The organism is Pseudomonas sp. LBUM1676, from assembly GCF_059695605.1.
This window is the reverse complement of sequence record NZ_CP166777.1, coordinates 6,391,980-6,414,083: the sequence shown is the minus strand read 5'-3', so window position 1 is coordinate 6,414,083 and position 22,104 is coordinate 6,391,980. Positions and strand designations below refer to the sequence as shown.

Genomic DNA, 22,104 nt, shown 5'->3' with positions numbered 1-22,104 from the left:
TCAAGGCCATTCTGTGTGGCCGGCGAAAGTGGCTAATCAGGGTTACTACGCAAGGTGTAAGGATTATGTATTGGTATGGGGCGAGTGTGGGGCCGGCGCTGGCCAGAACCTTATCCATGGGCGACATGGCCCAATCTGTTCCCGACGCGCAACCCCCGGTAGTTGGGGGCTGGTCGCGATAAGTATGTGAATGTCGCAGATAGGTAAATGGGTGGTTCGCGCTATACGCAGAATCGCCAACATAAGGCCGACCATCGGCGGTGGAGAACAGCATGTCCAACAGCTTCCTGAATCCGGTAACCACCCAGACCTGGGCCAATGGTCGACACATCGTCCGTTGCGTCAAAGTCATCCAGGAAACCTGGGATGTGCGCACCTTCTGCTTTATGGCTGACCAGCCGATCCTGTTCTTCTTCAAGCCGGGGCAATTCGTCACCCTGGAGCTGGAAATCGAAGGCGTGCCGATCATGCGCTCCTACACCATTTCCAGCTCGCCCTCGGTGCCGTACAGCTTTTCGGTAACGATCAAACGCGTGCCGGGCGGCAAGGTCTCGAACTGGCTGCACGACACTCTGCATGAAGGCCAGGAGCTGGCAGTACACGGCCCGGTCGGGCTGTTCAACGCCATGGACTTCACCGCGCCGAAGGTGTTGTACCTCAGCGGCGGCGTCGGTATCACGCCGGTCATGTCGATGGCGCGCTGGTTTTACGACACCAACGGCAACGTCGACATGGTGTTTATCCACAGCGCCCGCTCGCCCAAGGACATCATCTACCACCGCGAGCTGGAACACATGGCGTCGCGGATCGACAACTTCAGCCTGCACCTGATCTGCGAGAAGCATGGCCTGGGTGAGCCGTGGGCCGGATATCGCGGTTACCTGAACCAGAAAATGCTTGAGTTGATGGCACCGGACTTCCTTGAGAGGGAAGTCTTCTGCTGCGGCCCGACCCCGTACATGAACGCTGTCAAACGAATGCTCGAGACCATCGGTTTCGACATGTCGCGATATCATGAAGAATCCTTCGGCGCGACGCCACCGGAAGCTCGCGCCGATGCGGTGGAGCAGGCCGAAATCGCAGCGGACGCACCGGACATCGACGTGGCGGATCTGCACCAGGTGGAATTCACGGCGTCCGGCAAGAGCATTCGTGTGGCGCCGGGTGAAACCGTGCATGCCGCAGCGGCCAAGCTCGGTCTGTTGATTCCGAAGGCGTGCGGGATGGGGATCTGCGGCACGTGCAAGGTGTTGAAACTCGGTGGCGAGGTCGAAATGGACCACAACGGCGGGATTACCGAAGAAGACGAAGCCGAGGGGTTCATCCTGTCGTGCTGCAGCGTGCCGAAGGGCGACGTGCGCATCGAGTTCTGATATCGGTTGCCAGTTAGCACCGAACCTGTGGGAGCGAGCCTGCTCGCGATAGCGGTGGTGAATGTACCGGCGCTTTCGCGAGCAGGCTCGCTCCCACAAGGGTTGGTATTTCAGTCCACAAACAAATCCGGCATCAGCTTGTCGTTGGTGCCGGGCTCGAAGCGGTAATGATCGAATTCGGTCACGCCATTTTCCCGCAGAATCTCTTCATCAATCAGCAGCCGACCGGTGATGCTGCAGCCGCTGCTGTCCAGAATGACGTGGGCGGCATCCGCCATGATCGCGGGCGTTCGTGCGTGTTTGAACGACTCGCGTGACCCGAGTTGAAACTCGATCGCAGCGGTCGCAATCATCGTCTGCGGCCACAGCGAGTTGACGCTGATGCCGTAGTTTTTGAATTCCTCGCTCATGCCCAGGGTCAGCATGCTCATGCCGTATTTGGTCACGGTATAGGGGCTGTACTGGGCAAACCACTTGGTCGCCAGGTTCAGCGGCGGGGACAGGTTGAGAATGTGGCCGCTGCTCTTTCTCAAGTACGGCAGGGCGGCCTGGCTGCACAGCAGCACGGCGCGGGTGTTGATCTGGTGCATCAGATCAAAGCGCTTGAGCTCGATGTGTTGCACCCCGGTCAGCTTGATCGCGCCGGCGTTGTTGACCAGTGCATCGATGCCGCCGAAGTGTTCGTTGGCCTGGGCCAGCGCCTCACGCACCGCGACTTCATCGCGTACGTCCACTTGCAAGGCCAACGCCTTGCCGCCGGCGGCTTCGACTTCCTGCGCCACACTGAAAATCGTGCCCGGCAGCTTGGGATGGGGTTCGGCGCTTTTGGCGGCAATCACGATATTGGCACCGTCGCGCGCGGCCCGCAGCGCGATCTCGCGACCGATCCCGCGGCTGGCGCCGGTGATGAACAGGGTCTTGCCTTGTAGTGACATGCGTGCGCTCCTGATTGTTGTTATCTGAGCGAATGGAACGGCTCGCCAGTCAATGTAGACGAAGTCTTCAGGTGTACGCGGTCACTGTGGCGAGGGAGCTTGCTCCCGCTGGGCTGCGAAGCAGACCCAAAGTCTGAGAATGCGGTCTGTAGGCAGACCGCATTGGCTGGTTTTACGACTGCTGCGCAGCCGAGCGGGAGCAAGCTCCCTCGCCACAGGGGGTAGGGTTGCGGCTTAGCGGGACATCACTTCGCGAATGTCCGCCGCCAATTCCCGTACACGTTCCTCTTCGGTATCCCACGAGCACATGAAGCGTGCGCCGCCGTTGCCGATGAAAGTGTAGAAGCGCCAGCCCTTGGCCGTCAGCGCGGCGATTGCCGGTTCCGAGAGTTGCAGGAATACGCCGTTGGCCTGCACCGGGAACATCAGTTCCACGCCTGGAATGTCGCTGACCAGTTCGGCCAGCAATTGCGCGCAGTGGTTGGCGTGGCGGGCGTATTTGAGCCAGGCGTCGTTTTCCAGAATTCCGACCCAGGGTGCCGACAGGAAGCGCATCTTGGAAGCCAGCTGTCCGGCCTGTTTGCAGCGGTAATCGAAGTCTTCGGCCAGTTTGTGGTTGAAGAACAGGATCGCTTCACCCACCGCCATGCCGTTTTTCGTGCCGCCGAAGCACAACACGTCGACACCGGCCTTCCAGGTCAGGTCTGCCGGCGAGCAGCCCAGGAATGCGCAGGCGTTGGAGAACCGCGCGCCGTCCATGTGCAGGTTCAGGCCGAGCTCCTTGCAAGTGACACTGATGGCGCGGATTTCTTCGGGGGTGTAGATGCTGCCGACTTCGGTGGCCTGGGTCAGGGTCACCACGCGGGGTTTGGGGTAGTGGATATCCTGGCGCTTGAGGGCGACTTCACGGATCGATTCCGGGGTCAGCTTGCCATTTTCGGTACGGGCAACGAGCAACTTCGAGCCGTTGGAGAAGAACTCCGGTGCGCCGCATTCGTCGGTTTCGACGTGGGCGGTTTCCGAGCAGATCACGCTGTGGTAACTCTGGCACAGCGACGACAGGGCCAGGGAGTTGGCGGCGGTGCCGTTGAAGGCAAAGAACACTTCACAGTCGGTTTCAAACAGTTTGCGGAATTGATCGGACGCGCGAGCGGTCCACTCATCGTCGCCGTAAGCGCGCTGGTGGCCGTGGTTGGCCTGTTCCATGGCCGCCCAGGCTTCAGGGCAGATACCGGAGTAGTTGTCGCTGGCGAACTGTTGGCTCTTATCGGTCATGGCCGGCTTCCGTGGTCGAACCTCTTATGGTTAAGAGCTTCGTGGTCAATGATGGTGCGCACTTTACCGAAGATCGTCCGGGGAGCACACGGGATGTTTCTGTCAGAAAAATACAGGGATGACGGGCAATTATGCACATGACTCAACGGGACGGTGCACTGGATCTGCTCAAGTGGCTTGCGCTCTTGAGCATGGTGCTCGATCACCTGCGATATGTCGGTTATCCCGTCGATATTCTGTATGTGCCAGGTAGGTTGGCGTTCCCGTGGTTCTGTCTGGCGATGGCGGCCAATCTGTCGCGCGCCCCAAGCGTCACGACCGACGGCCAGTGGCGTTATATGGGGTGGTTGCTGCTGTTTAGCGCCATCAGTGAAATTCCCTACCGAATGTTCATTCCTGATCCCGACACCTTGAATGTGTTGCCCACGCTGGCCCTGGGCCTGTTGGTGGCGCGTGGCTGGCAGCAACCGCTGCTGCAACCGCTGCTGCAATCGCGACTGCTGGCGGCCGCTGCCGTGGTGTTGGCGGCACTGTTCCCGGAGCGACTGATGTTCGGTTTTTTCGGGGTGCTGTTGCCGTTGGCGATGCTGCTGGTGATCAGGCTGCCCTGGTATTTCAGCCTGTTGCCGGGGCTGGTGTGCCTGGCGGCCAATCAGTGGGAGGTGCTGTATTACTCGGCCCGGTTTGGCAATGGTGCTGCCATTCTCGGCATCGCCACTTGTCTGATCGCGCCATTGCTGGGACTGGTCTTGTTGCGACATGCCCGAGGCGTCCGGCCACCGCCGATGCGGCGCTGGGCGTACGCCTTGTATCCGCTGCATTTTCTCCTGCTGCTACTCGTCCGCCAGATCGCCGCCTGACCCTGTGGGAGCGAGCCTGCTCGCGAAGAGGGAGTGCCAGGCGACATCAATGTTGCTGATACACCGCCTTCGCGAGCAGGCTCGCTCCCACAGGGATCCTTGCTGGTTCGGAGATCGTGTTCGGCATGCCATTTCCCGCCATGTCGTAAACGCACCTTTGCGTGGCGTCCGTAGGCATTTGGCCTGTCTGCGCCGGTCATACCATCGCATTCAAAGGGCACTGCCGAAAGGTACGTGCCTCACCGAGACGAATGGCGCACCACCGCCGCTGGGAGAGACGCGATGTTCAGCAAGCAAGACCAGATCAAAGGCTACGACGATGCACTGCTGGCGGCGATGAATGCCGAGGAGCAACGCCAGGAAGATCACATCGAGCTGATCGCGTCAGAGAACTACACCAGCAAACGCGTCATGGAAGCGCAAGGCAGTGGCCTGACCAACAAATACGCCGAAGGCTATCCGGGCAAGCGCTACTACGGTGGCTGCGAGCACGTCGACAAGGTTGAAGCCCTGGCCATCGAACGCGCCAAGCAACTGTTCGGTGCCGACTACGCCAACGTGCAGCCGCACTCCGGTTCTTCGGCCAACAGCGCCGTTTACCTGGCCCTGCTGCAAGCCGGCGACACCATTCTCGGCATGAGCCTGGCCCATGGTGGTCACCTGACCCACGGCGCCAAAGTGTCGTCCTCGGGCAAGCTGTACAACGCCGTGCAGTACGGCATCGACACCAAGACCGGGCTGATCGACTACGACGAAGTCGAGCGCCTGGCTGTCGAATGCAAACCGAAGATGATCGTCGCCGGCTTCTCGGCCTACTCCAAGACCCTCGACTTTCCACGTTTCCGTCAGATCGCCGACAAGGTCGGAGCGCTGCTGTTTGTCGACATGGCTCACGTCGCCGGTCTGGTCGCTGCCGGCCTGTATCCGAACCCGTTGCCGTACGCCGATGTGGTCACCACCACCACCCACAAGACCCTGCGCGGTCCGCGTGGCGGCCTGATCCTGTGCAAGTCCAACGAAGAAATCGAGAAGAAGCTCAACTCGGCAGTCTTCCCGGGTGCCCAGGGCGGCCCGCTGATGCACGTGATCGCCGGTAAGGCCGTGTGCTTCAAGGAAGCGCTGGAGCCTGGCTTCAAGGCTTACCAGCAGCAAGTGATCGACAACGCCCAGGCCATGGCCGGCGTATTTATCAAACGCGGCTACGATGTAGTGTCCGGCGGTACCGATAACCACCTGTTCCTGGTCAGCCTGATCCGTCAGGGCCTCACCGGCAAAGAGGCGGACGCAGCACTCGGTCGCGCCCACATCACCGTGAACAAGAACGCTGTCCCGAATGATCCACAGTCGCCGTTCGTGACCTCCGGCCTGCGTATCGGCACCCCGGCGGTGACCACTCGCGGCTTCAAGGTGACCCAGTGCGTCACGCTCGCTGGCTGGATCTGCGACATCCTCGACAACCTCGGCGACGCCGACGTCGAAGCGAATGTCGCGCAGCAAGTGTCGGCACTGTGCGCGGACTTCCCGGTTTATCGCTGAGCGCGGTTTTGGAGTAAATGACTATGCAACGCTACTCGGGCTTCGGCCTCTTCAAACACTCCCTCAGCCATCACGAAAACTGGCAGAAAATGTGGCGCACGCCGACCCCTAAAAAGGTCTATGACGTGGTCATCGTCGGCGGTGGCGGGCATGGTCTCGCCACGGCTTACTACCTGGCGAAAGAACACGGCATCACCAACGTGGCCGTGGTCGAGAAGGGCTGGCTGGGCGGCGGTAACACCGCGCGCAACACCACCATCGTTCGCTCCAACTACCTGTGGGACGAGTCGGCGCACCTGTACGAACACGCGATGAAACTGTGGGAAGGCCTGTCCCAGGACCTGAACTACAACGTGATGTTCTCCCAGCGTGGCGTCTACAACTTGTGCCACACCTTGCAGGACATCCGTGATTCCGAGCGTCGGGTCAGCGCCAACCGCCTCAACGGCGTGGACGGCGAACTGCTCGATGCCAAACAAGTGGCCGACGAGATTCCGTACCTCGACTGCTCGAAAAACACCCGCTACCCGGTGATGGGCGCCACCGTTCAGCGTCGCGGCGGCGTGGCCCGTCACGATGCCGTGGCCTGGGGTTTTGCCCGTGCCGCCGACGCCTTGGGCGTGGACCTGATTCAACAGACCGAAGTGATCGGCTTCCGCAAGGAAAACGGCGTGTGCATCGGTGTTGAAACCAACAAGGGCTTCATCGGCGCCAAGCGCGTCGGTGTAGTGACCGCCGGTAACTCCGGGCACATGGCCAAACTCGCCGGTTTCCGTTTGCCGATTGAATCCCACCCGCTGCAAGCGCTGGTATCCGAGCCGATCAAGCCGATTATCGACAGCGTGATCATGTCCAACGCCGTGCACGGTTACATCAGCCAGTCCGACAAGGGCGACCTGGTGATCGGCGCCGGTATCGACGGCTACAACGGCTACGGCCAGCGTGGTTCGTACCCGGTGATCGAGCACACCATCCAGGCCATCGTCGAGATGTTCCCGGTGCTGTCGCGCGTACGCATGAACCGGCAGTGGGGCGGCATCGTCGACACCACGCCGGACGCGTGCCCGATCATCTCGAAAACCCCGGTGCCGAACATGTTCTTCAACTGCGGTTGGGGTACCGGTGGCTTCAAGGCAACACCTGGCTCGGGCAACGTCTTTGCCGCCAGCCTGGCCAAGGGTGAAATGCACCCGTTGGCTGCACCTTTCTCCATCGACCGTTTCCACAACGGTGCGTTGATCGACGAACACGGCGCTGCAGCAGTCGCCCACTAACAGGAGAAATCCCTATGTTGCATATCTTCTGTCCTCACTGTGGCGAACTGCGCTCCGAAGAGGAATTCCACGCATCCGGCCAGGCGCATATCCCGCGCCCACTGGACCCGGCCAGCTGCACCGACGAGGAGTGGGGCGACTACATGTTCTTCCGCGATAACCCTCGCGGTCTGCACCACGAACTCTGGGATCATGTCGCCGGCTGCCGTCAGTACTTCAACGCCACCCGTGACACCGTGACCTACGAGATTCTCGAAACCTACAAGATCGGCACCAAGCCACAATTCACCGACAAGACCGACAGCCCGAAAGCGGCCGCCACGGCTCTGGGAGAGAAGGTATGAGCCAGATCAATCGCCTGTCCAACGGCGGACGGATCGACCGCAACAAAGTGCTGAGCTTCACCTTCAACGGCCAGGTCTACAAAGGCTTCGAAGGCGATTCCCTGGCCGCAGCCTTGATTGCCAACGGTGTGGACATCATCGGTCGCAGCTTCAAGTACTCCCGTCCGCGCGGCATCTTTGCCGCCGGTGCCGAAGAGCCGAACGCCGTGCTGCAGATCGGCGCGACCGAAGCCACGCAGATCCCCAACGTACGCGCCACGCAACAAGCGCTGTATCAAGGTTTGGTCGCCACCAGCACCAACGGCTGGCCAAGCGTGAACAACGACATGATGGGGATTCTCGGCAAGGTCGGCGGCAAGCTGATGCCGCCGGGCTTCTACTACAAAACCTTCATGTACCCGCAATCGTTCTGGATGACTTACGAGAAGTACATTCGTAAGGCCGCAGGTTTAGGCCGCTCGCCGACCGAGAACGATCCGGACACCTACGACTACATGAACCAGCACTGCGACGTGCTGATCGTCGGCGGTGGTCCTGCTGGCCTGGCCGCTGCACTGGCAGCTGCGCGCAGCGGCGCACGCGTGATCCTGGCCGATGAGCAGGAAGAGTTCGGCGGCAGCCTGCTCGACTCCCGCGAAAGCCTCGACGGCAAGCCGGCCACCGAGTGGGTCGCCAGCGTCATCGCCGAACTCAAGGACACCCCGGACGTGCTGCTGTTGCCGCGCGCCACGGTCAACGGTTACCACGACCATAACTTCCTGACCATTCACGAGCGCCTGACCGATCACCTCGGCGATCGCGCCCCGATTGGCCAGGTCCGTCAGCGCATCCACCGGGTTCGCGCCAAGCGCGTGGTGCTGGCAACCGGCGCTCATGAACGTCCACTGGTTTATGGCAACAACGACGTGCCGGGCAACATGCTCGCCGGCGCTGTCTCGACTTACGTGCGTCGTTACGGCGTGGCGCCAGGCAAAAAACTGGTGCTGTCGACCAACAACGACCACGCCTACCGCGTCGCTCTGGATTGGCTCGACGCCAGCCTGCAAGTCGTGGCCATCGCCGATGCCCGCAGCAATCCACGCGGTGCACTGGTTGAAGAAGCTCGCGCCAAAGGCATTCGCATCCTCACCGGTAGCGCCGTGATCGAGGCCCGCGGCACCAAGCGCGTGACCGCAGCCCGCGTGGCGGCGATCGATGTCAAAGCGCACGCGGTGACCAGTCCTGGTGAATGGCTCGATTGCGATCTGGTCGCCAGCTCCGGCGGTTACAGCCCGGTGGTCCACCTGGCGTCGCACCTGGGCGGCAAGCCGATCTGGCGCGATGACATCCTCGGTTTCGTACCGGGCGAAGCACCGCAGAAACGCGTGTGCGTCGGTGGCATCAATGGTGTCTACGGTCTCGGCGATTCCCTCGCCGATGGTTTCGAAGGTGGCGCTCGCGCGGCCAGTGAAGCCGGTTTCAGCGGGGTCGAAGGGACCCTGCCCAAAGCCCTGAGCCGTGTCGAAGAGCCGACCCTGGCGCTGTTCCAGGTGCCTCATGAAAAGAACTCTGCGCGTGCGCCGAAGCAATTCGTCGACTTCCAGAACGACGTCACCGCCGGTGGCATCGAACTGGCGACCCGCGAAGGCTTCGAGTCGGTCGAGCACGTTAAACGCTACACCGCACTGGGCTTCGGCACTGACCAGGGCAAGCTCGGCAACGTCAACGGCCTGGCCATCGCCGCCCGTTCACTGAACGTGACCATCCCGCAGATGGGCACCACCATGTTCCGTCCGAACTACACGCCGGTCACCTTCGGCGCCGTGGCCGGCCGTCACTGTGGGCACATCTTTGAGCCGGTTCGCTTCACCGCGCTGCATCACTGGCACGTGAAGAACGGCGCCGAATTCGAAGACGTCGGTCAGTGGAAACGCCCGTGGTACTTCCCGAAAAATGGTGAAGGCCTGCACACCGCGGTCAAGCGCGAATGCAAAGCCGTGCGCGACAGCGTTGGCCTGCTGGACGCTTCGACCCTGGGCAAGATCGACATCCAGGGCCCGGACTCCCGTGAGTTCCTCAACCGCATCTACACCAACGCCTGGACCAAGCTCGACGTGGGCAAGGCGCGTTACGGCCTGATGTGCAAAGAAGACGGCATGGTGTTCGACGACGGCGTAACCGCCTGCCTGGCCGACAACCACTTCGTGATGACCACCACCACCGGCGGCGCTGCACGCGTGCTGCAATGGCTGGAAATCTACCACCAGACCGAATGGCCAGACCTGAAGGTGTACTTCACTTCCGTGACGGATCACTGGGCAACCATGACCCTGTCCGGGCCGAACAGCCGCAAGCTGCTCAGCGAAGTCACCGACATCGACCTGACCAATGAAGCGTTCCCGTTCATGACCTGGAAAGAAGGCCTGGTCGGCGGAGTGCCGGCGCGGGTGTTCCGGATTTCGTTTACCGGTGAGCTGTCGTACGAAGTCAACGTGCAGGCTGACTATGCGATGGGCGTCTTGGAAAAAATTGTTGATGCTGGCAAGAAGTACAACCTGACGCCATATGGCACCGAAACCATGCACGTGCTGCGGGCCGAGAAGGGCTTCATCATCGTCGGGCAGGACACTGACGGGTCGATGACCCCGGATGACCTGAACATGGGCTGGTGTGTCGGTCGCACTAAACCGTTCTCCTGGATCGGCCAGCGTGGCATGAACCGTGAAGACTGCGTGCGTGATCAGCGCAAACAGTTGGTGGGCCTGAAGCCGATCGATCCGACCAAATGGCTGCCTGAAGGCGCGCAACTGGTGTTCAACACCAAGCAAGCGATCCCGATGAGCATGGTCGGTCACGTGACGTCCAGCTACCTGCACAACTCCCTGGGCTATTCGTTTGCCATGGGCGTGGTCAAAGGCGGCTTGAAGCGCATCGGTGAGCGGGTGTTCGCACCGCTGGCGGATGGCAGCGTGATCGAGGCGGAAATCGTTTCTTCGGTGTTCTTCGATCCGAAAGGTGATCGCCAGAACGTGTGATGGTCTCGAGATCTGTGGGCGGGCTACCAATCGCTAGCAGGCTAGCTCCCACAGGGGAAAGCGGTTGAATGTGGGAGCTAGCCCTGCTGGCGATGACGGCAGTGCAGCCACCACAAGAACCAACAGAATTCAGGAAAGGTGCTTTATGACCGCAGCCAATGTGTACCAACAACGCCCAACCACCGGGGCCAAGGCCGAGTCGTCGTTGCATCATGCCGACCTCGCCAGCCTGGTGGGCAAGGGCCGCAAAAGCGCCGGCGTGATCGTGCGTGAGAAAAAACTCCTCGGCCACCTGACCATTCGTGGCGATGGCCACGATGCGGCCTTCGCCGCTGGCGTGCACAAAGCCTTGGGCATTGAATTGCCCGGTGCGTTGACCGTCATCGTCAAAGGCGAAACCAGCCTGCAATGGATGGGACCGGATGAATGGCTGCTGATCGTGCCGACCGGTGAAGAATTCGCCGTGGAGAAAAAGCTGCGTGAAGCGCTGGGCGACCTGCACATTGCCATCGTCAACGTTAGCGGCGGTCAGCAGCTCCTCGAACTGAGCGGCCCGAACGTGCGCCAGGTATTGATGAAATCCACCAGCTACGACGTGCACCCCAACAGCTTTCCGGTCGGCAAGGCAGTCGGCACCGTGTTTGCCAAATCGCAACTGATGATCCGCCACACCGCCGAAGACACCTGGGAACTGCTGATCCGTCGCAGCTTCTCGGATTACTGGTGGTTGTGGTTGCAGGATGCGGCTGCCGAGTACGGGCTTAGCGTTCAGGCCTGACCCAGTGGTGTGTCATGACTGCTTTTGTGGCGAGGGAGCTTGCTCCAGCTCGGCTGCGAAGCAGTCGTAAAACCTGAACCCGCGTTCCTTCTGAAGGCATGCGGTTGCTGATTTTGGGGTCGCTTCGCAACCCAGCGGGAGCAAGCTCCCTCGCCACAGAGTTCTCTCTGATCACTGTTGTAGCAGCAGGAGTCACCGCACTATGAGCCGCGCCCCAGACACATGGATTCTGACCGCCGACTGCCCAAGCGTCCTCGGCACCGTGGATGCGGTGACCCGCTTTCTGTTCGAGCAGGGCTGCTACGTCACCGAGCACCATTCCTTCGATGACCGGCTCTCGGGCCGCTTCTTCATTCGAGTGGAGTTCCGCCAGCCCGACGGTTTCGACGAGCAGTCGTTCCGCGCAGGTTTGCAGGAGCGCGGTGAAGCCTTCGGCATGATCTTCGAACTGACCGCGCCGAACTACCGGCCGAAAGTGGTGATCATGGTCTCCAAGGCCGATCACTGCCTCAACGATTTGCTCTACCGCCAGCGCATCGGCCAGTTGTCCATGGATGTGGCCGCCGTGATCTCCAATCATCCGGATCTCAAGCCGTTGGCCGATTGGCACCAGATTCCGTACTACCACTTCCCGCTGGACCCGAACGACAAGCCGTCCCAGGAGCGTCAGGTCTGGCAGGTGATCGAAGAGTCCGGGGCTGAACTGGTGATCCTTGCGCGTTACATGCAAGTCCTGTCGCCAGAGCTGTGCCGCAAACTCGATGGCAAGGCGATCAATATTCACCACTCCCTGCTGCCGGGTTTCAAAGGCGCCAAGCCGTATCACCAGGCTTACAACAAGGGCGTGAAACTGGTCGGCGCCACGGCGCACTACATCAACAACGACCTCGACGAAGGCCCGATCATTGCGCAGGGCGTGGAGGCTGTGGACCACAGCCACTATCCCGAGGACCTGATTGCCAAAGGCCGGGATATCGAAGGACTGACCCTGGCGCGGGCCGTTGGTTATCACATTGAACGACGCGTGTTTTTGAACGCGAACAGAACGGTCGTTCTTTAGATCGCCATCGTCGGATCGCCGCCCGGGGCAAGCCCGCTCCCACAGTGGGCTGAGGTATACCCGAGATCTGTGGGCGACATAAAACCCTGTGGGAGCGAGCTTGCTCGCGATGGCGGCATAACAGACAACACAAGACGCACAAGCAATAACCCGAGCAATCAACGCGCCGCCGATCCCGGGCGACGCGGCTATTACATAAAAACAACAGCGAGGTGAAAGCATGTCTGGCAATCGTGGTGTGGTGTATCTCGGCAATGGCAAGGTCGAAATACAGAAAATCGACTATCCGAAAATGCAGGACCCGCGCGGCAGGAAGATTAACCATGCTGTCATCCTGCGCGTGGTTTCCACCAACATCTGTGGTTCCGACCAGCACATGGTGCGCGGCCGTACTACCGCTCAAACCGGCCTGGTGCTGGGCCATGAAATCACCGGTGAAGTGATCGAGAAGGGTAGCGACGTCGAAAACCTGAAAATCGGCGACCTGGTCTCGGTGCCGTTCAACGTGGCTTGCGGGCGCTGCCGTTCCTGCAAGGAAATGCACACCGGCGTCTGCCTCAGCGTCAACCCGGCCCGTCCAGGCGGTGCCTACGGTTATGTCGACATGGGCGACTGGACCGGTGGTCAGGCTGAATACGCGATGGTGCCGTATGCCGATTTCAACCTGCTGAAACTGCCTGATCGCGATCGCGCGATGGAAAAAATCCGCGACCTGACCTGCCTCTCCGACATTCTGCCGACCGGTTATCACGGTGCCGTGACGGCTGGCGTTGGTCCAGGCAGCACCGTGTACATCGCGGGTGCCGGCCCGGTCGGTCTGGCCGCTGCCGCTTCCGCTCGCCTGTTGGGCGCAGCAGTAGTGATCATCGGTGACGTCAACACCGTCCGCCTGGCGCACGCCAAGGCCCAGGGTTTCGAAATCGCCGACCTGTCCCTGGATACTCCACTGCACGAACAGATCGCCGCACTGCTGGGCGAGCCGGAAGTGGATTGCGCCGTCGACGCCGTAGGCTTCGAAGCGCGCGGTCATGGGCATGATGGTGTGAAACACGAAGCGCCGGCTACTGTGCTCAACTCCCTGATGGGCGTGGTTCGGGTTGCCGGCAAAATCGGTATTCCTGGCCTCTACGTCACCGAAGATCCAGGTGCAGTGGATGCCGCCGCCAAAATGGGCAGCCTGAGCATTCGCTTCGGCTTGGGTTGGGCAAAATCCCACAGCTTCCACACCGGGCAGACGCCGGTGATGAAGTACAACCGCCAGCTGATGCAGGCGATCATGTGGGATCGTATTCATATTGCTGACATTGTGGGTGTTGAGGTGATTAGCCTGGATGACGCGCCACGTGGTTATGGCGAGTTTGATGCGGGTGTGCCGAAGAAATTTGTGATTGATCCGCATAAGTTGTTTAGTGCAGCGTAAGGCTTCACGCAAAACAAAACGGCGACCTTCGGGTCGCCGTTTTTGTTAATAGTGAAGTCGTTTGGATGCGTCCTACTACTGCCGAACAGTCTCAGCCGGATCGAATATTGTTGATTGTAGAGTTGATGTTTTTTTTCCCGCGCCTGCGGAGAAGTCAGCAAGTCCAGAATCTGCTGTTCTTTGAACAGCTTCATATTTAGATCGTAAATTGACCCGCTAACCATGTTGTGAGCGCTACGGGGTTGAAGCTCTTCGTAAATATTTTGGTTGGAGTAGTTAGGACTAGGATAACTCCATTCTGTTTTAGACATAATTCCTCTCGGCAGCGGAGCGCGAGGTCCGAGTTTTGCTGTGGGTTCGATGAAAAAGTCTCTTTTGCTGCTCAACGAAGATGCGTAGCTAGACGAAGCCGAGGAAATTTTTGAGCTCCCGGACGAGATAGAGGAGTAAGAGGAGAGTTGCCCCTCGTCCGGATAGTCCAGGCTGACGATTGTTGAACGTTGTGAGTGGGGGCTCGGAAAGTCAAGGAGCGCTCGTGTGTATGCCTCGTTGGCTCGAGCCATACGTTTGGCTCTTGCCATGGGCGAGGGTCTAAGTTTTAAGAAGTTCAAAACCCCTTTCATTGGAGCGCCAAAGTGCCCAGTGTGATCACTCAGGTTCGCAGGATCCCTTTGCAATATGCATAGGCATTTAACCCACCCTTTCCAAACGGACTCCAACTGTCCGGACTGTTGAATCGCATCAACGCTGGGTTAAACGCCCGATAGCCATTCCCCAACAAATAGCACCCCGTCGCCGGATCCTGCGGTTCACCGTTGAAGCCAAGCAGGCTGAGCAAGCCGCCTCCGGGGAGCGATGGCCGTAAGGTGTGTAGGCGAAGGAACGAGGTGATGTTGCTTCGAATTCGTTCAACACCGAACGTTGTTGATCAGTGGCGAGCAAGGTTGTTTTTGCGCGGCCGTCCTGGCGCTGTTGCTGCGCCAGCAGTTGATCGTCGTGCTGCATGATGGAACGCTGCACCGCGCCTTGTATTTCGGTGGCCAAGCGATCTTTTCGGTAGAAGCGCTGGGTGATGGCTTGCTCCGACGGTATGCAATCAATTAGCCGATCCAGCGGGTCGTAGTGGTAGCGGCACAGCAGGGTTTCGCGACGGGTATGCATGGGCAGCGCTCCTGAAAGATCCGTCGATTCAGGGGGCTACTCTCCCGCATCTGACCACTTTTGCCTACTAACAGAACTGATAGTGTCGCTGGGCTGTTGTGAGTGTTCAGGCCTCGCCAGTAAAACCATTCATCGCCCGGCTTTCACGGTTTCACATTTTGCCAACGCGAAGGGGGCTAAAAATGGATGCAGCGCCGAGGAACATGCCGGGGAATATCCGGTCAAAACCGGCAGTTTTTCCGTCTATTCACAGGCGGTTTTCATGGCACAAGAGGATGTCTGGATGAAGATTACACGCGGTTTTGCACTGGCATCGCTCATGACCCTGGTGGCCAGCCCGGCCTTTGCTCAGTTCAGCCTGAACGATGCGGCCAATGCCATTTCGGGCATGAAGGGCGATAACGCCGCCACTGCGGCTGCGCCGACTTCGGAGACGGCTGGCCTGCTGAGTGCGCTCAGCCAGTTGAACGTGACGCCACAGCAAGCCGTTGGCGGCACCAGTGCGATGCTGGGGTTGGCGAAGAATCAGTTGAGTTCGACTGACTATTCCGAGTTGGCCAAAAACGTACCAGGCATCGATAAGCTGTCGGGCGGTGGTGAACTGGGCGCGCTCGCCGGTTTGCTTGGCTCCTCCGGCAAGGCAGCCGGCCTGGATAACGCCCTGGGCGCCGTCAAGGACACCAGCGACCTGAACAACGCTTTTAGCGCCCTGGGCATGGACAGCGGCATGATCGGCCAATTTGCCCCGCTAATCCTGCAATACTTCGGTCAGCAGGGCGTCGGCGGTTCGTTGCTGCAAAGCCTGGGCGGAATCTGGGGTGTCGGCACCGGCACCGGTAGTTGATTCAGCGGCGCTCGGCGCGTAAGGCGTCGATGCGCTGGTCCTTTTCGATCCAGAGCTGGTTGACCCACTTCTGGACGGTTTCTCGAAACAGCGGATCGTTTTCGTAATCGCCCTGCCATAGCGCGGGGTCGAGTTCGCGGGTCTTGATGTCGATGATCACTCTCGGCACGTTGCCGCTGATCAAGTCCCAGAACCCCGGAATCGGCTGCTGCGGATACACCACCGTCACATCGAGAATGGCGTCCAGCTGTTCACCCATCGCCGCCAGCACGAACGCCACGCCACCGGCCTTGGGTTTGAGCAGATGGGTGAAGGGGGATTGCTGTTGAGTGCTTTTCGCGGCGGTGAACCGGGTGCCTTCCAGATAATTGACCACCGTCACCGGCTGACGCTTGAACAGCTCGCACGCGGCTTTGGTGATCTCCAGATCCTTGCCGGCCAACTCCGGGTTCTTCGCCAGGAACGCCTTGGTGTAGCGCTTCATGAACGGATAATCCAGCGCCCACCAGGCCAGTCCCAGGAACGGCACCCAGATCAATTCTTTCTTGAGGAAGAATTTGAAGAACGGTGTACGCCGGTTGAGGGTCTGGATCAGCGCCGGGATATCGACCCAGGATTGATGGTTGCTGATCACCAGATACGAAGTACCGCGGCGCAGGTCATCGCCGCCGCGAATGTCCCATTGCGTCGGGATACACAAATGGAAGATCAGTTTGTCGATCTCGGCCCAGGTCTCGGCAATCCACATCACCGCCCCTGAGGCGTAATCGCGAAGACGCCCGGGCAGGATCAGTTTGAGCAAGGCAAACACCATCAGCGGCCCGAACAGGACCAGGGTGTTGAGCAACAGCAGCAGGGTAACGAAACAGCCGGTGAGCAGGCGGCGCATAAATGACTCTTGAAAGCGTTTGGGCGCGCCATGATAGGCAGCTTCTTGCGCTAGGCCAAATCGACGCTGACGAATGTTTCACCTTTGCCTAGCTATGCTGGCCCTGTGGTGATCGTTCCGGTCCCATCGGGAGCAGGCTCGCTCCCACAGTGTCCGCACAATCCCTGTGGGAGCGAGCCTGCCCGCGAAAGAGCTCAAGAACGAACGAATTCCCTGCTGACGGTCTAAAATCTCGCGGTCGACGCCCCTATTCCCCAAGGAAGCCCATTACGTGAAATCCCTCCTTGCACTGCTTTCCCTCGTGGCCCTGCCAATCCTGGCCGCCGAGCCAACCCTGTACGGGCGCTACGAATACATCGCGCTGCCGGAAATCGGCGGCGAAGTGCTAAAGGCCAAAATGGACACCGGCGCCCTGACCGCGTCGCTCTCGGCCAAAGACATCGAAACCTTCACCCGCGACGGAGACGAGTGGGTACGCTTCCGCCTCGGCACCAAGGACGCGAGCAACAAGGTCTACGAGCACAAGGTCGCGCGGATCAGCAAGATCAAGACCCGCTCTGAAGAAGGCGACGATGATGACGAAGACGTCGCCCCCACCAAGCGGCCAGTGGTGGATCTGGAGCTGTGCCTGGGCAACGTCAAGCGCACGGTTGAGGTGAATCTGACCGACCGCAGCAGCTTTAATTATCCGTTGTTGATTGGGGCGAAGGCGTTGCGTGAGTTTGGGGCAGCGGTGAATCCGGCTCGGCGGTTTACGGCGGACAAGCCGGATTGTTGATCGACCGAACTTTGTCGTCCTTTTTGTGACCGTCATATGGATAGTGGTGAACGAGGATTGCGAGTCTGATTTACTTTTTTAGTGAGTTCGGAAATGTCGCTGTCTATGTTATTTAGCAGGAATAGACGCCTCTCTCTGTCACCGGGGGTATCGGAGGCGAGTCTGTTGGATACATTGATTCTGGCAGACTCAAGGTTGCCCGCCTTTCCCTAGGATCATTTAAATACTGTGCCCGAACGCGGGGGGCTACGGGCAACTGTTTTTGATACCGGGCTTGTATTTTTAGCTACTTTAGATCCGCGCCCGAACAGCCATCTGAAGAATTTTCCGATCCCCCAAAAATGTCCGGGTGTGTAGGTGATGGGCTGAAGTCGGTTCGAGTCGAGCGCGTTCAGCACCGAACACTGTTGATCGGTGACCAACAGTATTGTTTTGCGATGGTTTACAGGCATCGGCGGCGCTCCTGGCACGGTCCATGAAATCGGACCTTCAGCATCAGGCCGTTTTCAGTTTTTGCCTACTATCAGAACTGCTAGGTCCGAGCCTCTAACCCCCCTTGCGGATTGACGTCGCATTAACCTTGGTTCACCGTTCGCCCATTCAACTGCCGGGCTCGAACGCCATGCCCCATATCCTGATCGTCGAAGACGAAGCCGCCATTGCCGACACCCTGATTTTCGCCTTGCAGGGCGAAGGCTTCACCACGACCTGGTTGAGTCTCGGCGTGGCAGCGCTTGAGCATCAACGCCAGACGCCGGCGGATCTGATCATTCTCGACATTGGCTTGCCGGACATCAGCGGTTTTGAAACCTGCAAGCAACTGCGACGGTTCAGCGAAGTGCCGGTGATGTTCCTCAGCGCCCGGGATGGGGAAATCGATCGCGTGGTGGGTCTGGAAATCGGCGCGGACGATTACGTAGTCAAGCCGTTCAGTCCCCGTGAAGTGGCAGCGCGGGTCAGGGCGATTCTCAAGCGCATGGCGCCACGAGCCGTGTCCGAGACATCTTCGGCAGTGTTTCGCATCGACAGCGAGCGCGTGCAGATCAGCTATCGCAACCAGTCGCTGAGCCTGACCCGTCACGAATTTCGTCTGCTGCAATGCCTGCTGGATCAGCCCGAGCGTGTGTTCAGCCGCGAGCAGTTACTCGATGCGCTGGGTGTCGCCGCAGATGCCGGTTATGAGCGCAGCATCGACAGCCATATCAAAAGCGTGCGCGCCAAATTGCGTCTGGTGAAGGCTGATGCCGAGCCAATCCAGACCCACCGCGGCCTGGGTTACAGCTACAGTCCAGGACGCAGCTGATGCCGCTGGGGATCCGGATATTCCTGGTCTACGTGCTGTTTATCGGCCTGACCGGTTACTTTGTGCTCAACACCGTCATGGAAGAAATCCGCCCTGGTGTGCGTCAGTCCACCGAAGAAACCTTGGTCGACACTGCCAACCTGTTGGCCGAGATTCTGCGTGATGACTTCAAGGCCGGCACCCTCAATCAGCACCGTTGGCCGCAATTGCTCAAGGCCTACGGTGAGCGGCAACCGAATGCGAGCATTTGGGGCTTGCCGAAGAATAAGGTCAACCACCGCATCTACGTCACCGACGCCAAAGGCATTGTGGTGCTGGACTCCAGCGGGGTGGCGCTGGGGGAGGATTACTCGCGCTGGAACGACGTCTACCTGACCCTGCGCGGTGAATACGGTGCGCGCTCCAGCCGCAGCGATCCGGATGATCCCGCCTCCTCGGTGATGCACGTTGGCGCGCCGATCCGCGACAACGGCCAGATCATCGGCGTGGTCACCGTGGCCAAACCCAATAGCTCGTTGCAGCCGTATGTTGATCGCACCGAACGGCGATTGCTCGCGTACGGCGCCGGGCTGATCGGTCTCGGCCTGTTGTTCGGCGCGCTGTTGTCGTGGTGGTTGAGCGCCGCGTTGCGCCGGTTGACGGTGTACGCGCAGGCGGTCAGTGCAGGTCGGCGGGTCGAGGTGCCGCACTATCGTGGCGGCGAGCTGGAGCAGCTCGCGACAGCGGTGGAGCAGATGCGCACCCAGCTCGAAGGCAAGGCTTACGTGGAGCGTTATGTCCACACCCTGACCCATGAATTGAAGAGCCCGCTGGCGGCGATTCGTGGCGCGGCGGAGCTGCTGCAAAGCGAGATGCCGTTAGCGCAGCGGCAACGGTTCGTCGGCAACATCGACAGCGAAAGCGTGCGGATGCAGCAGTTGATCGAGCGCTTGTTGAACCTGGCGCAGGTGGAGCAACGCCAAGGGTTGGAGGAGCGGGTGAGGGTGCCGTTGGCCGGTTTGGTTGATGAGGTGTTGAGTGCGCAAGCGGCGCGGATCGAGGGCAAGCAGTTGCGAGTCGAGCAACAGATCACGACGGATTTTGAGCTGCTCGGCGAACCTTTCCTGTTGCGTCAGGCGTTGGGCAATCTGCTGGAGAACGCCCTGGATTTCACTCCGGTTCAGGGCTTGCTGCGATTGCGCGCCGAGCGGGTTGGGGGGCTGATCGAATTCAGGCTATTCAACCAGGCTGAGCCGATTCCCGACTATGCGCTGCCGCGCTTGAGCGAGCGTTTTTACTCGCTGCCGCGTCCGGACAGTGGACGTAAAAGCACCGGGTTAGGGCTTAACTTTGTCGAGGAGGTGGTGAAGCTGCATGGCGGAGAAATGAGCATTGGTAATGTCGAGGGTGGGGTTGAGGTCAGGTTGCGCCTGGCTTAGGACCGAGTCGCGCCTTTCGCGAGCAAGCCCGCTCCCACAAGGGGCTTGAGGTGAACACAAACACTGTGGGAGCGGGCTTGCTCGCGAAGAGGCCGGCCCAGTCTCCACAAAATATCCATATTCCCCACATAAAACCCCCACACACCCACACCAGACTTTCCCCATCCAAACAAGGAGAGTCCCATGAGCCGCAGCCTGACCCTCAAACTCGGGGCCATTGCCCTGCTTATTCTGTTGTTGCTCGTCCCATTGCTGATGATCAGCGGCGTGATCCAGGACCGCCAGCAACTGCGCGATGGCGTGCTCGAAGACATCGCCCGCAGTTCCAGTTACAGCCAGCAACTGAGCGGCCCGCTGATGGTGGTGCCGTATCGCAAGGTGGTACGCACCTGGAAACTCAACGAGAAAACCAACCAGCGTTATCAGGAAGTTGGTGAAGAACGTGGTCGGCTGTATTTCCTGCCAGAGCGCTTTGAACTCGATGGCCAGGTTCAGACTGAATTGCGTAAACGGGGCATTTATGAGGCGCGGCTGTTCCACGCCGACAATCGCATCAGTGGGCATTTTTCGCTACCGGCGCAATTGGGGATCAAGGAAGACTTCAACGATTACCAGTTCGATCAGCCTTTCCTTGCCGTCGGTATCAGCGACATTCGTGGCATCGAGAACGCCTTGAAACTGGAACTGGACGGCCAGCGTCTGGACTTCATTCCAGGCAGTCAGGTTCGCTGGTTGGGGGAGGGCGTGCACGTAACGCTGCCGGCTCTGGACGCCAGGGCGCCGACTGAACTGACCTTTGGTTTTGATCTGCGCCTGCAAGGCACCGGTCAGTTACAAGTCGTTCCGGTGGGCAAGACCAGCAAGGTATCGCTGGCCGCCAACTGGCCGCATCCGAGCTTCATCGGCAACTACCTGCCGGCCCAGCGCGAAGTCACCGACCTGGGGTTCACCGCCAATTGGCAAACCTCGTTTTTCTCCACCAACTTGCAAGAAGCCTTGAACAGCTGCGTGTCTGGCAGTGGCTGCGAAGCCTTCAGCGGCCGCAGTTTCGGCGTGAGCTTCATCGACCCGGTGGACCAGTACCTGAAAAGCGATCGGGCGATCAAATACGCGCTGTTGTTTATCGTCCTGACTTTCGCCGGGTTTTTCCTCTTCGAAGTGCTGAAAAGCCTCGCGGTGCACCCGGTGCAATATGCGCTGGTGGGCGTGGCCCTGGCGTTCTTTTATCTGTTGCTGTTGTCGTTGTCCGAGCACACAGGTTTTGCCTTGGCGTATGTGTTGTCGGCGAGCGGCTGTGTGCTGTTGATTGGGTTCTATGTCTGCCACGTGCTGCACAGCGTGCGTCACGGATTGAGTTTTTCGGCTGGGCTGGCGGCGTTGTATGGCTTGCTCTATGGGTTGTTGAGTGCAGAGGATTACGCGCTGTTGATGGGTTCGTTGTTGCTGTTCGGATTGCTGGGTGTGTTTATGGTGCTGACGCGAAAACTGGATTGGTATGGGGTTGGGCAGAAAAAGACCAAGCCGCTGGAATTCGATATTGGGGCGGTGGAATGAGCCGGTCGGTGGGGTTGCGAGAAGATCAGCGGGAGGGAAAAGCGTTAGCGACGCGGATTGCGTTGTTGTTTCCAGCAGACCCGGTGTGGTGCCATCGCGAGCAGGCTCGCTCCCACAAAGGGTCTCTAGTAAACACAAGGTTTGTATACGCAATAGATCAAATGTGGGAGCGGGCTTGCTCGCGAAGGGGCCAGTGAGGCGAGCGGCTTGGTTATGGTTTAAATTAATCTGAGAATCATCTGTCCCGTCGTTGGTCCGTACAGGGAACTTCTCTCGTCGAAAAGTAAG

The 22,104-nt window shown here is 59.6% G+C and carries 17 protein-coding genes and 1 pseudogene; 14 read left to right on the top strand and 4 right to left on the bottom strand.

Annotated elements, in window-relative coordinates:
• Positions 1–272 precede the first annotated feature (272 nt).
• A complete protein-coding gene (gbcB, locus tag ACA041_RS29670) occupies positions 273–1,373 on the top strand; it encodes a glycine betaine monooxygenase reductase subunit (protein WP_497438999.1) in 1,101 nt (366 codons plus the stop codon).
• Between the two features lie 110 nt (positions 1,374–1,483).
• Here the strand turns inward: gbcB and ACA041_RS29665 are convergent, their stop codons facing one another.
• A complete protein-coding gene (locus ACA041_RS29665; RefSeq protein ID WP_497438998.1) occupies positions 1,484–2,308 on the bottom strand; it encodes an SDR family oxidoreductase in 825 nt (274 codons plus the stop codon).
• Positions 2,309–2,542: 234 nt separating this feature from the next.
• Positions 2,543–3,583: a threonine aldolase family protein gene (locus tag ACA041_RS29660; RefSeq protein ID WP_497438997.1), complete on the bottom strand. Its 1,041-nt coding sequence runs from the start codon at positions 3,581–3,583 to the stop codon at positions 2,543–2,545.
• Between the two features lie 131 nt (positions 3,584–3,714).
• Between ACA041_RS29660 and ACA041_RS29655 the strand changes: the two genes are divergently transcribed.
• The 8 genes from ACA041_RS29655 (at position 3,715) to fdhA (ending at position 13,869) form a co-directional block, all read left to right on the top strand.
• Positions 3,715–4,443 (top strand): TraX family protein, encoded by a 729-nt coding sequence (locus tag ACA041_RS29655; protein WP_497438996.1) that lies wholly within the window; start codon positions 3,715–3,717, stop codon positions 4,441–4,443.
• 282 nt (positions 4,444–4,725) lie between these two features.
• Positions 4,726–5,979 (top strand): serine hydroxymethyltransferase, encoded by a 1,254-nt coding sequence (gene glyA, locus ACA041_RS29650; protein WP_497268882.1) that lies wholly within the window; start codon positions 4,726–4,728, stop codon positions 5,977–5,979.
• A 23-nt stretch (positions 5,980–6,002) separates the two neighbouring features.
• On the top strand, positions 6,003–7,253 hold the full coding sequence (locus tag ACA041_RS29645; protein ID WP_007947735.1) for a sarcosine oxidase subunit beta: 1,251 nt from the start codon (positions 6,003–6,005) through the stop codon (positions 7,251–7,253).
• Between the two features lie 14 nt (positions 7,254–7,267).
• Positions 7,268–7,597, top strand: a complete 330-nt coding sequence (locus ACA041_RS29640) for a sarcosine oxidase subunit delta (RefSeq protein ID WP_028619944.1) — start codon at positions 7,268–7,270, stop codon at positions 7,595–7,597.
• On the top strand, positions 7,594–10,611 hold the full coding sequence (locus ACA041_RS29635; protein WP_497438995.1) for a sarcosine oxidase subunit alpha: 3,018 nt from the start codon (positions 7,594–7,596) through the stop codon (positions 10,609–10,611). The genes ACA041_RS29640 and ACA041_RS29635 overlap by 4 nt, the downstream gene beginning before the upstream one ends.
• Positions 10,612–10,756: 145 nt before the next feature.
• A complete protein-coding gene (locus ACA041_RS29630; protein WP_497438994.1) occupies positions 10,757–11,389 on the top strand; it encodes a sarcosine oxidase subunit gamma in 633 nt (210 codons plus the stop codon).
• A gap of 202 nt (positions 11,390–11,591) precedes the next feature.
• Complete coding sequence (gene purU, locus ACA041_RS29625) at positions 11,592–12,449, top strand: formyltetrahydrofolate deformylase (protein ID WP_497438993.1); 858 nt, start codon at positions 11,592–11,594, stop codon at positions 12,447–12,449.
• Between the two features lie 220 nt (positions 12,450–12,669).
• Positions 12,670–13,869 carry a formaldehyde dehydrogenase, glutathione-independent gene (gene fdhA, locus ACA041_RS29620; protein WP_497438992.1) on the top strand — a complete coding sequence of 400 codons (1,200 nt, stop codon included), beginning with the start codon at positions 12,670–12,672 and terminating at the stop codon, positions 13,867–13,869.
• 635 nt (positions 13,870–14,504) lie between these two features.
• On the opposite strand, the pseudogene ACA041_RS29615 reads toward fdhA, so the two are convergent.
• Positions 14,505–15,030: pseudogene (locus ACA041_RS29615) on the bottom strand (RHS repeat-associated core domain-containing protein); the annotation flags it as partial.
• A 283-nt stretch (positions 15,031–15,313) separates the two neighbouring features.
• Between ACA041_RS29615 and ACA041_RS29610 the strand changes: the two are divergent.
• Positions 15,314–15,874, top strand: coding sequence for a DUF2780 domain-containing protein (locus ACA041_RS29610; RefSeq protein WP_497438991.1), 561 nt, complete (start codon positions 15,314–15,316; stop codon positions 15,872–15,874).
• Between the two features lies 1 nt (position 15,875).
• Here ACA041_RS29610 and yihG read toward each other — a convergent pair whose 3' ends face one another.
• A complete protein-coding gene (gene yihG, locus ACA041_RS29605; RefSeq protein ID WP_497438990.1) occupies positions 15,876–16,763 on the bottom strand; it encodes a 1-acylglycerol-3-phosphate O-acyltransferase, YihG family in 888 nt (295 codons plus the stop codon).
• A 271-nt stretch (positions 16,764–17,034) separates the two neighbouring features.
• Here yihG and rloA2 point away from each other — a divergent pair, with 271 nt between their 5' ends.
• From rloA2 to creD, 4 genes are all read left to right on the top strand, one after another.
• Positions 17,035–17,541 carry a retropepsin-like aspartic peptidase RloA2 gene (rloA2, locus tag ACA041_RS29600; RefSeq protein WP_064680154.1) on the top strand — a complete coding sequence of 169 codons (507 nt, stop codon included), beginning with the start codon at positions 17,035–17,037 and terminating at the stop codon, positions 17,539–17,541.
• Positions 17,542–18,163: 622 nt separating this feature from the next.
• The gene (gene creB / locus ACA041_RS29595; RefSeq protein WP_497438989.1) at positions 18,164–18,844 is read left to right on the top strand and encodes a two-component system response regulator CreB; all 681 of its coding nucleotides are present in this window, start codon (positions 18,164–18,166) and stop codon (positions 18,842–18,844) included.
• Positions 18,844–20,262, top strand: coding sequence for a two-component system sensor histidine kinase CreC (gene creC / locus ACA041_RS29590; protein ID WP_497438988.1), 1,419 nt, complete (start codon positions 18,844–18,846; stop codon positions 20,260–20,262). The genes creB and creC overlap by 1 nt, the downstream gene beginning before the upstream one ends.
• Positions 20,263–20,445: 183 nt before the next feature.
• Entirely contained in the window at positions 20,446–21,816 is a 1,371-nt protein-coding gene (gene creD / locus ACA041_RS29585) for a cell envelope integrity protein CreD (protein WP_497438987.1), read from the top strand.
• The last annotated feature ends 288 nt before the right edge of the window (positions 21,817–22,104 follow it).

Bases quoted from the DNA above. Each gene is read 5' to 3' on its own strand.
- fdhA (WP_497438992.1), top strand. From the start codon at position 12,670: ATGTCTGGCAATCGTGGTGTGGTGTATCTCGGCAATGGCAAGGTCGAA.
- creB (WP_497438989.1), top strand. From the start codon at position 18,164: ATGCCCCATATCCTGATCGTCGAAGACGAAGCCGCCATTGCCGACACC.
- ACA041_RS29665 (WP_497438998.1), bottom strand. From the start codon at position 2,308: ATGTCACTACAAGGCAAGACCCTGTTCATCACCGGCGCCAGCCGCGGG.
- ACA041_RS29640 (WP_028619944.1), top strand. From the start codon at position 7,268: ATGTTGCATATCTTCTGTCCTCACTGTGGCGAACTGCGCTCCGAAGAG.
- ACA041_RS29660 (WP_497438997.1), bottom strand. From the start codon at position 3,583: ATGACCGATAAGAGCCAACAGTTCGCCAGCGACAACTACTCCGGTATC.
- ACA041_RS29610 (WP_497438991.1), top strand. From the start codon at position 15,314: ATGAAGATTACACGCGGTTTTGCACTGGCATCGCTCATGACCCTGGTG.
- ACA041_RS29635 (WP_497438995.1), top strand. From the start codon at position 7,594: ATGAGCCAGATCAATCGCCTGTCCAACGGCGGACGGATCGACCGCAAC.
- yihG (WP_497438990.1), bottom strand. From the start codon at position 16,763: ATGCGCCGCCTGCTCACCGGCTGTTTCGTTACCCTGCTGCTGTTGCTC.
- ACA041_RS29630 (WP_497438994.1), top strand. From the start codon at position 10,757: ATGACCGCAGCCAATGTGTACCAACAACGCCCAACCACCGGGGCCAAG.
- creD (WP_497438987.1), top strand. From the start codon at position 20,446: ATGAGCCGCAGCCTGACCCTCAAACTCGGGGCCATTGCCCTGCTTATT.
- ACA041_RS29645 (WP_007947735.1), top strand. From the start codon at position 6,003: ATGCAACGCTACTCGGGCTTCGGCCTCTTCAAACACTCCCTCAGCCAT.
- ACA041_RS29655 (WP_497438996.1), top strand. From the start codon at position 3,715: ATGCACATGACTCAACGGGACGGTGCACTGGATCTGCTCAAGTGGCTT.
- glyA (WP_497268882.1), top strand. From the start codon at position 4,726: ATGTTCAGCAAGCAAGACCAGATCAAAGGCTACGACGATGCACTGCTG.
- purU (WP_497438993.1), top strand. From the start codon at position 11,592: ATGAGCCGCGCCCCAGACACATGGATTCTGACCGCCGACTGCCCAAGC.
- creC (WP_497438988.1), top strand. From the start codon at position 18,844: ATGCCGCTGGGGATCCGGATATTCCTGGTCTACGTGCTGTTTATCGGC.
- gbcB (WP_497438999.1), top strand. From the start codon at position 273: ATGTCCAACAGCTTCCTGAATCCGGTAACCACCCAGACCTGGGCCAAT.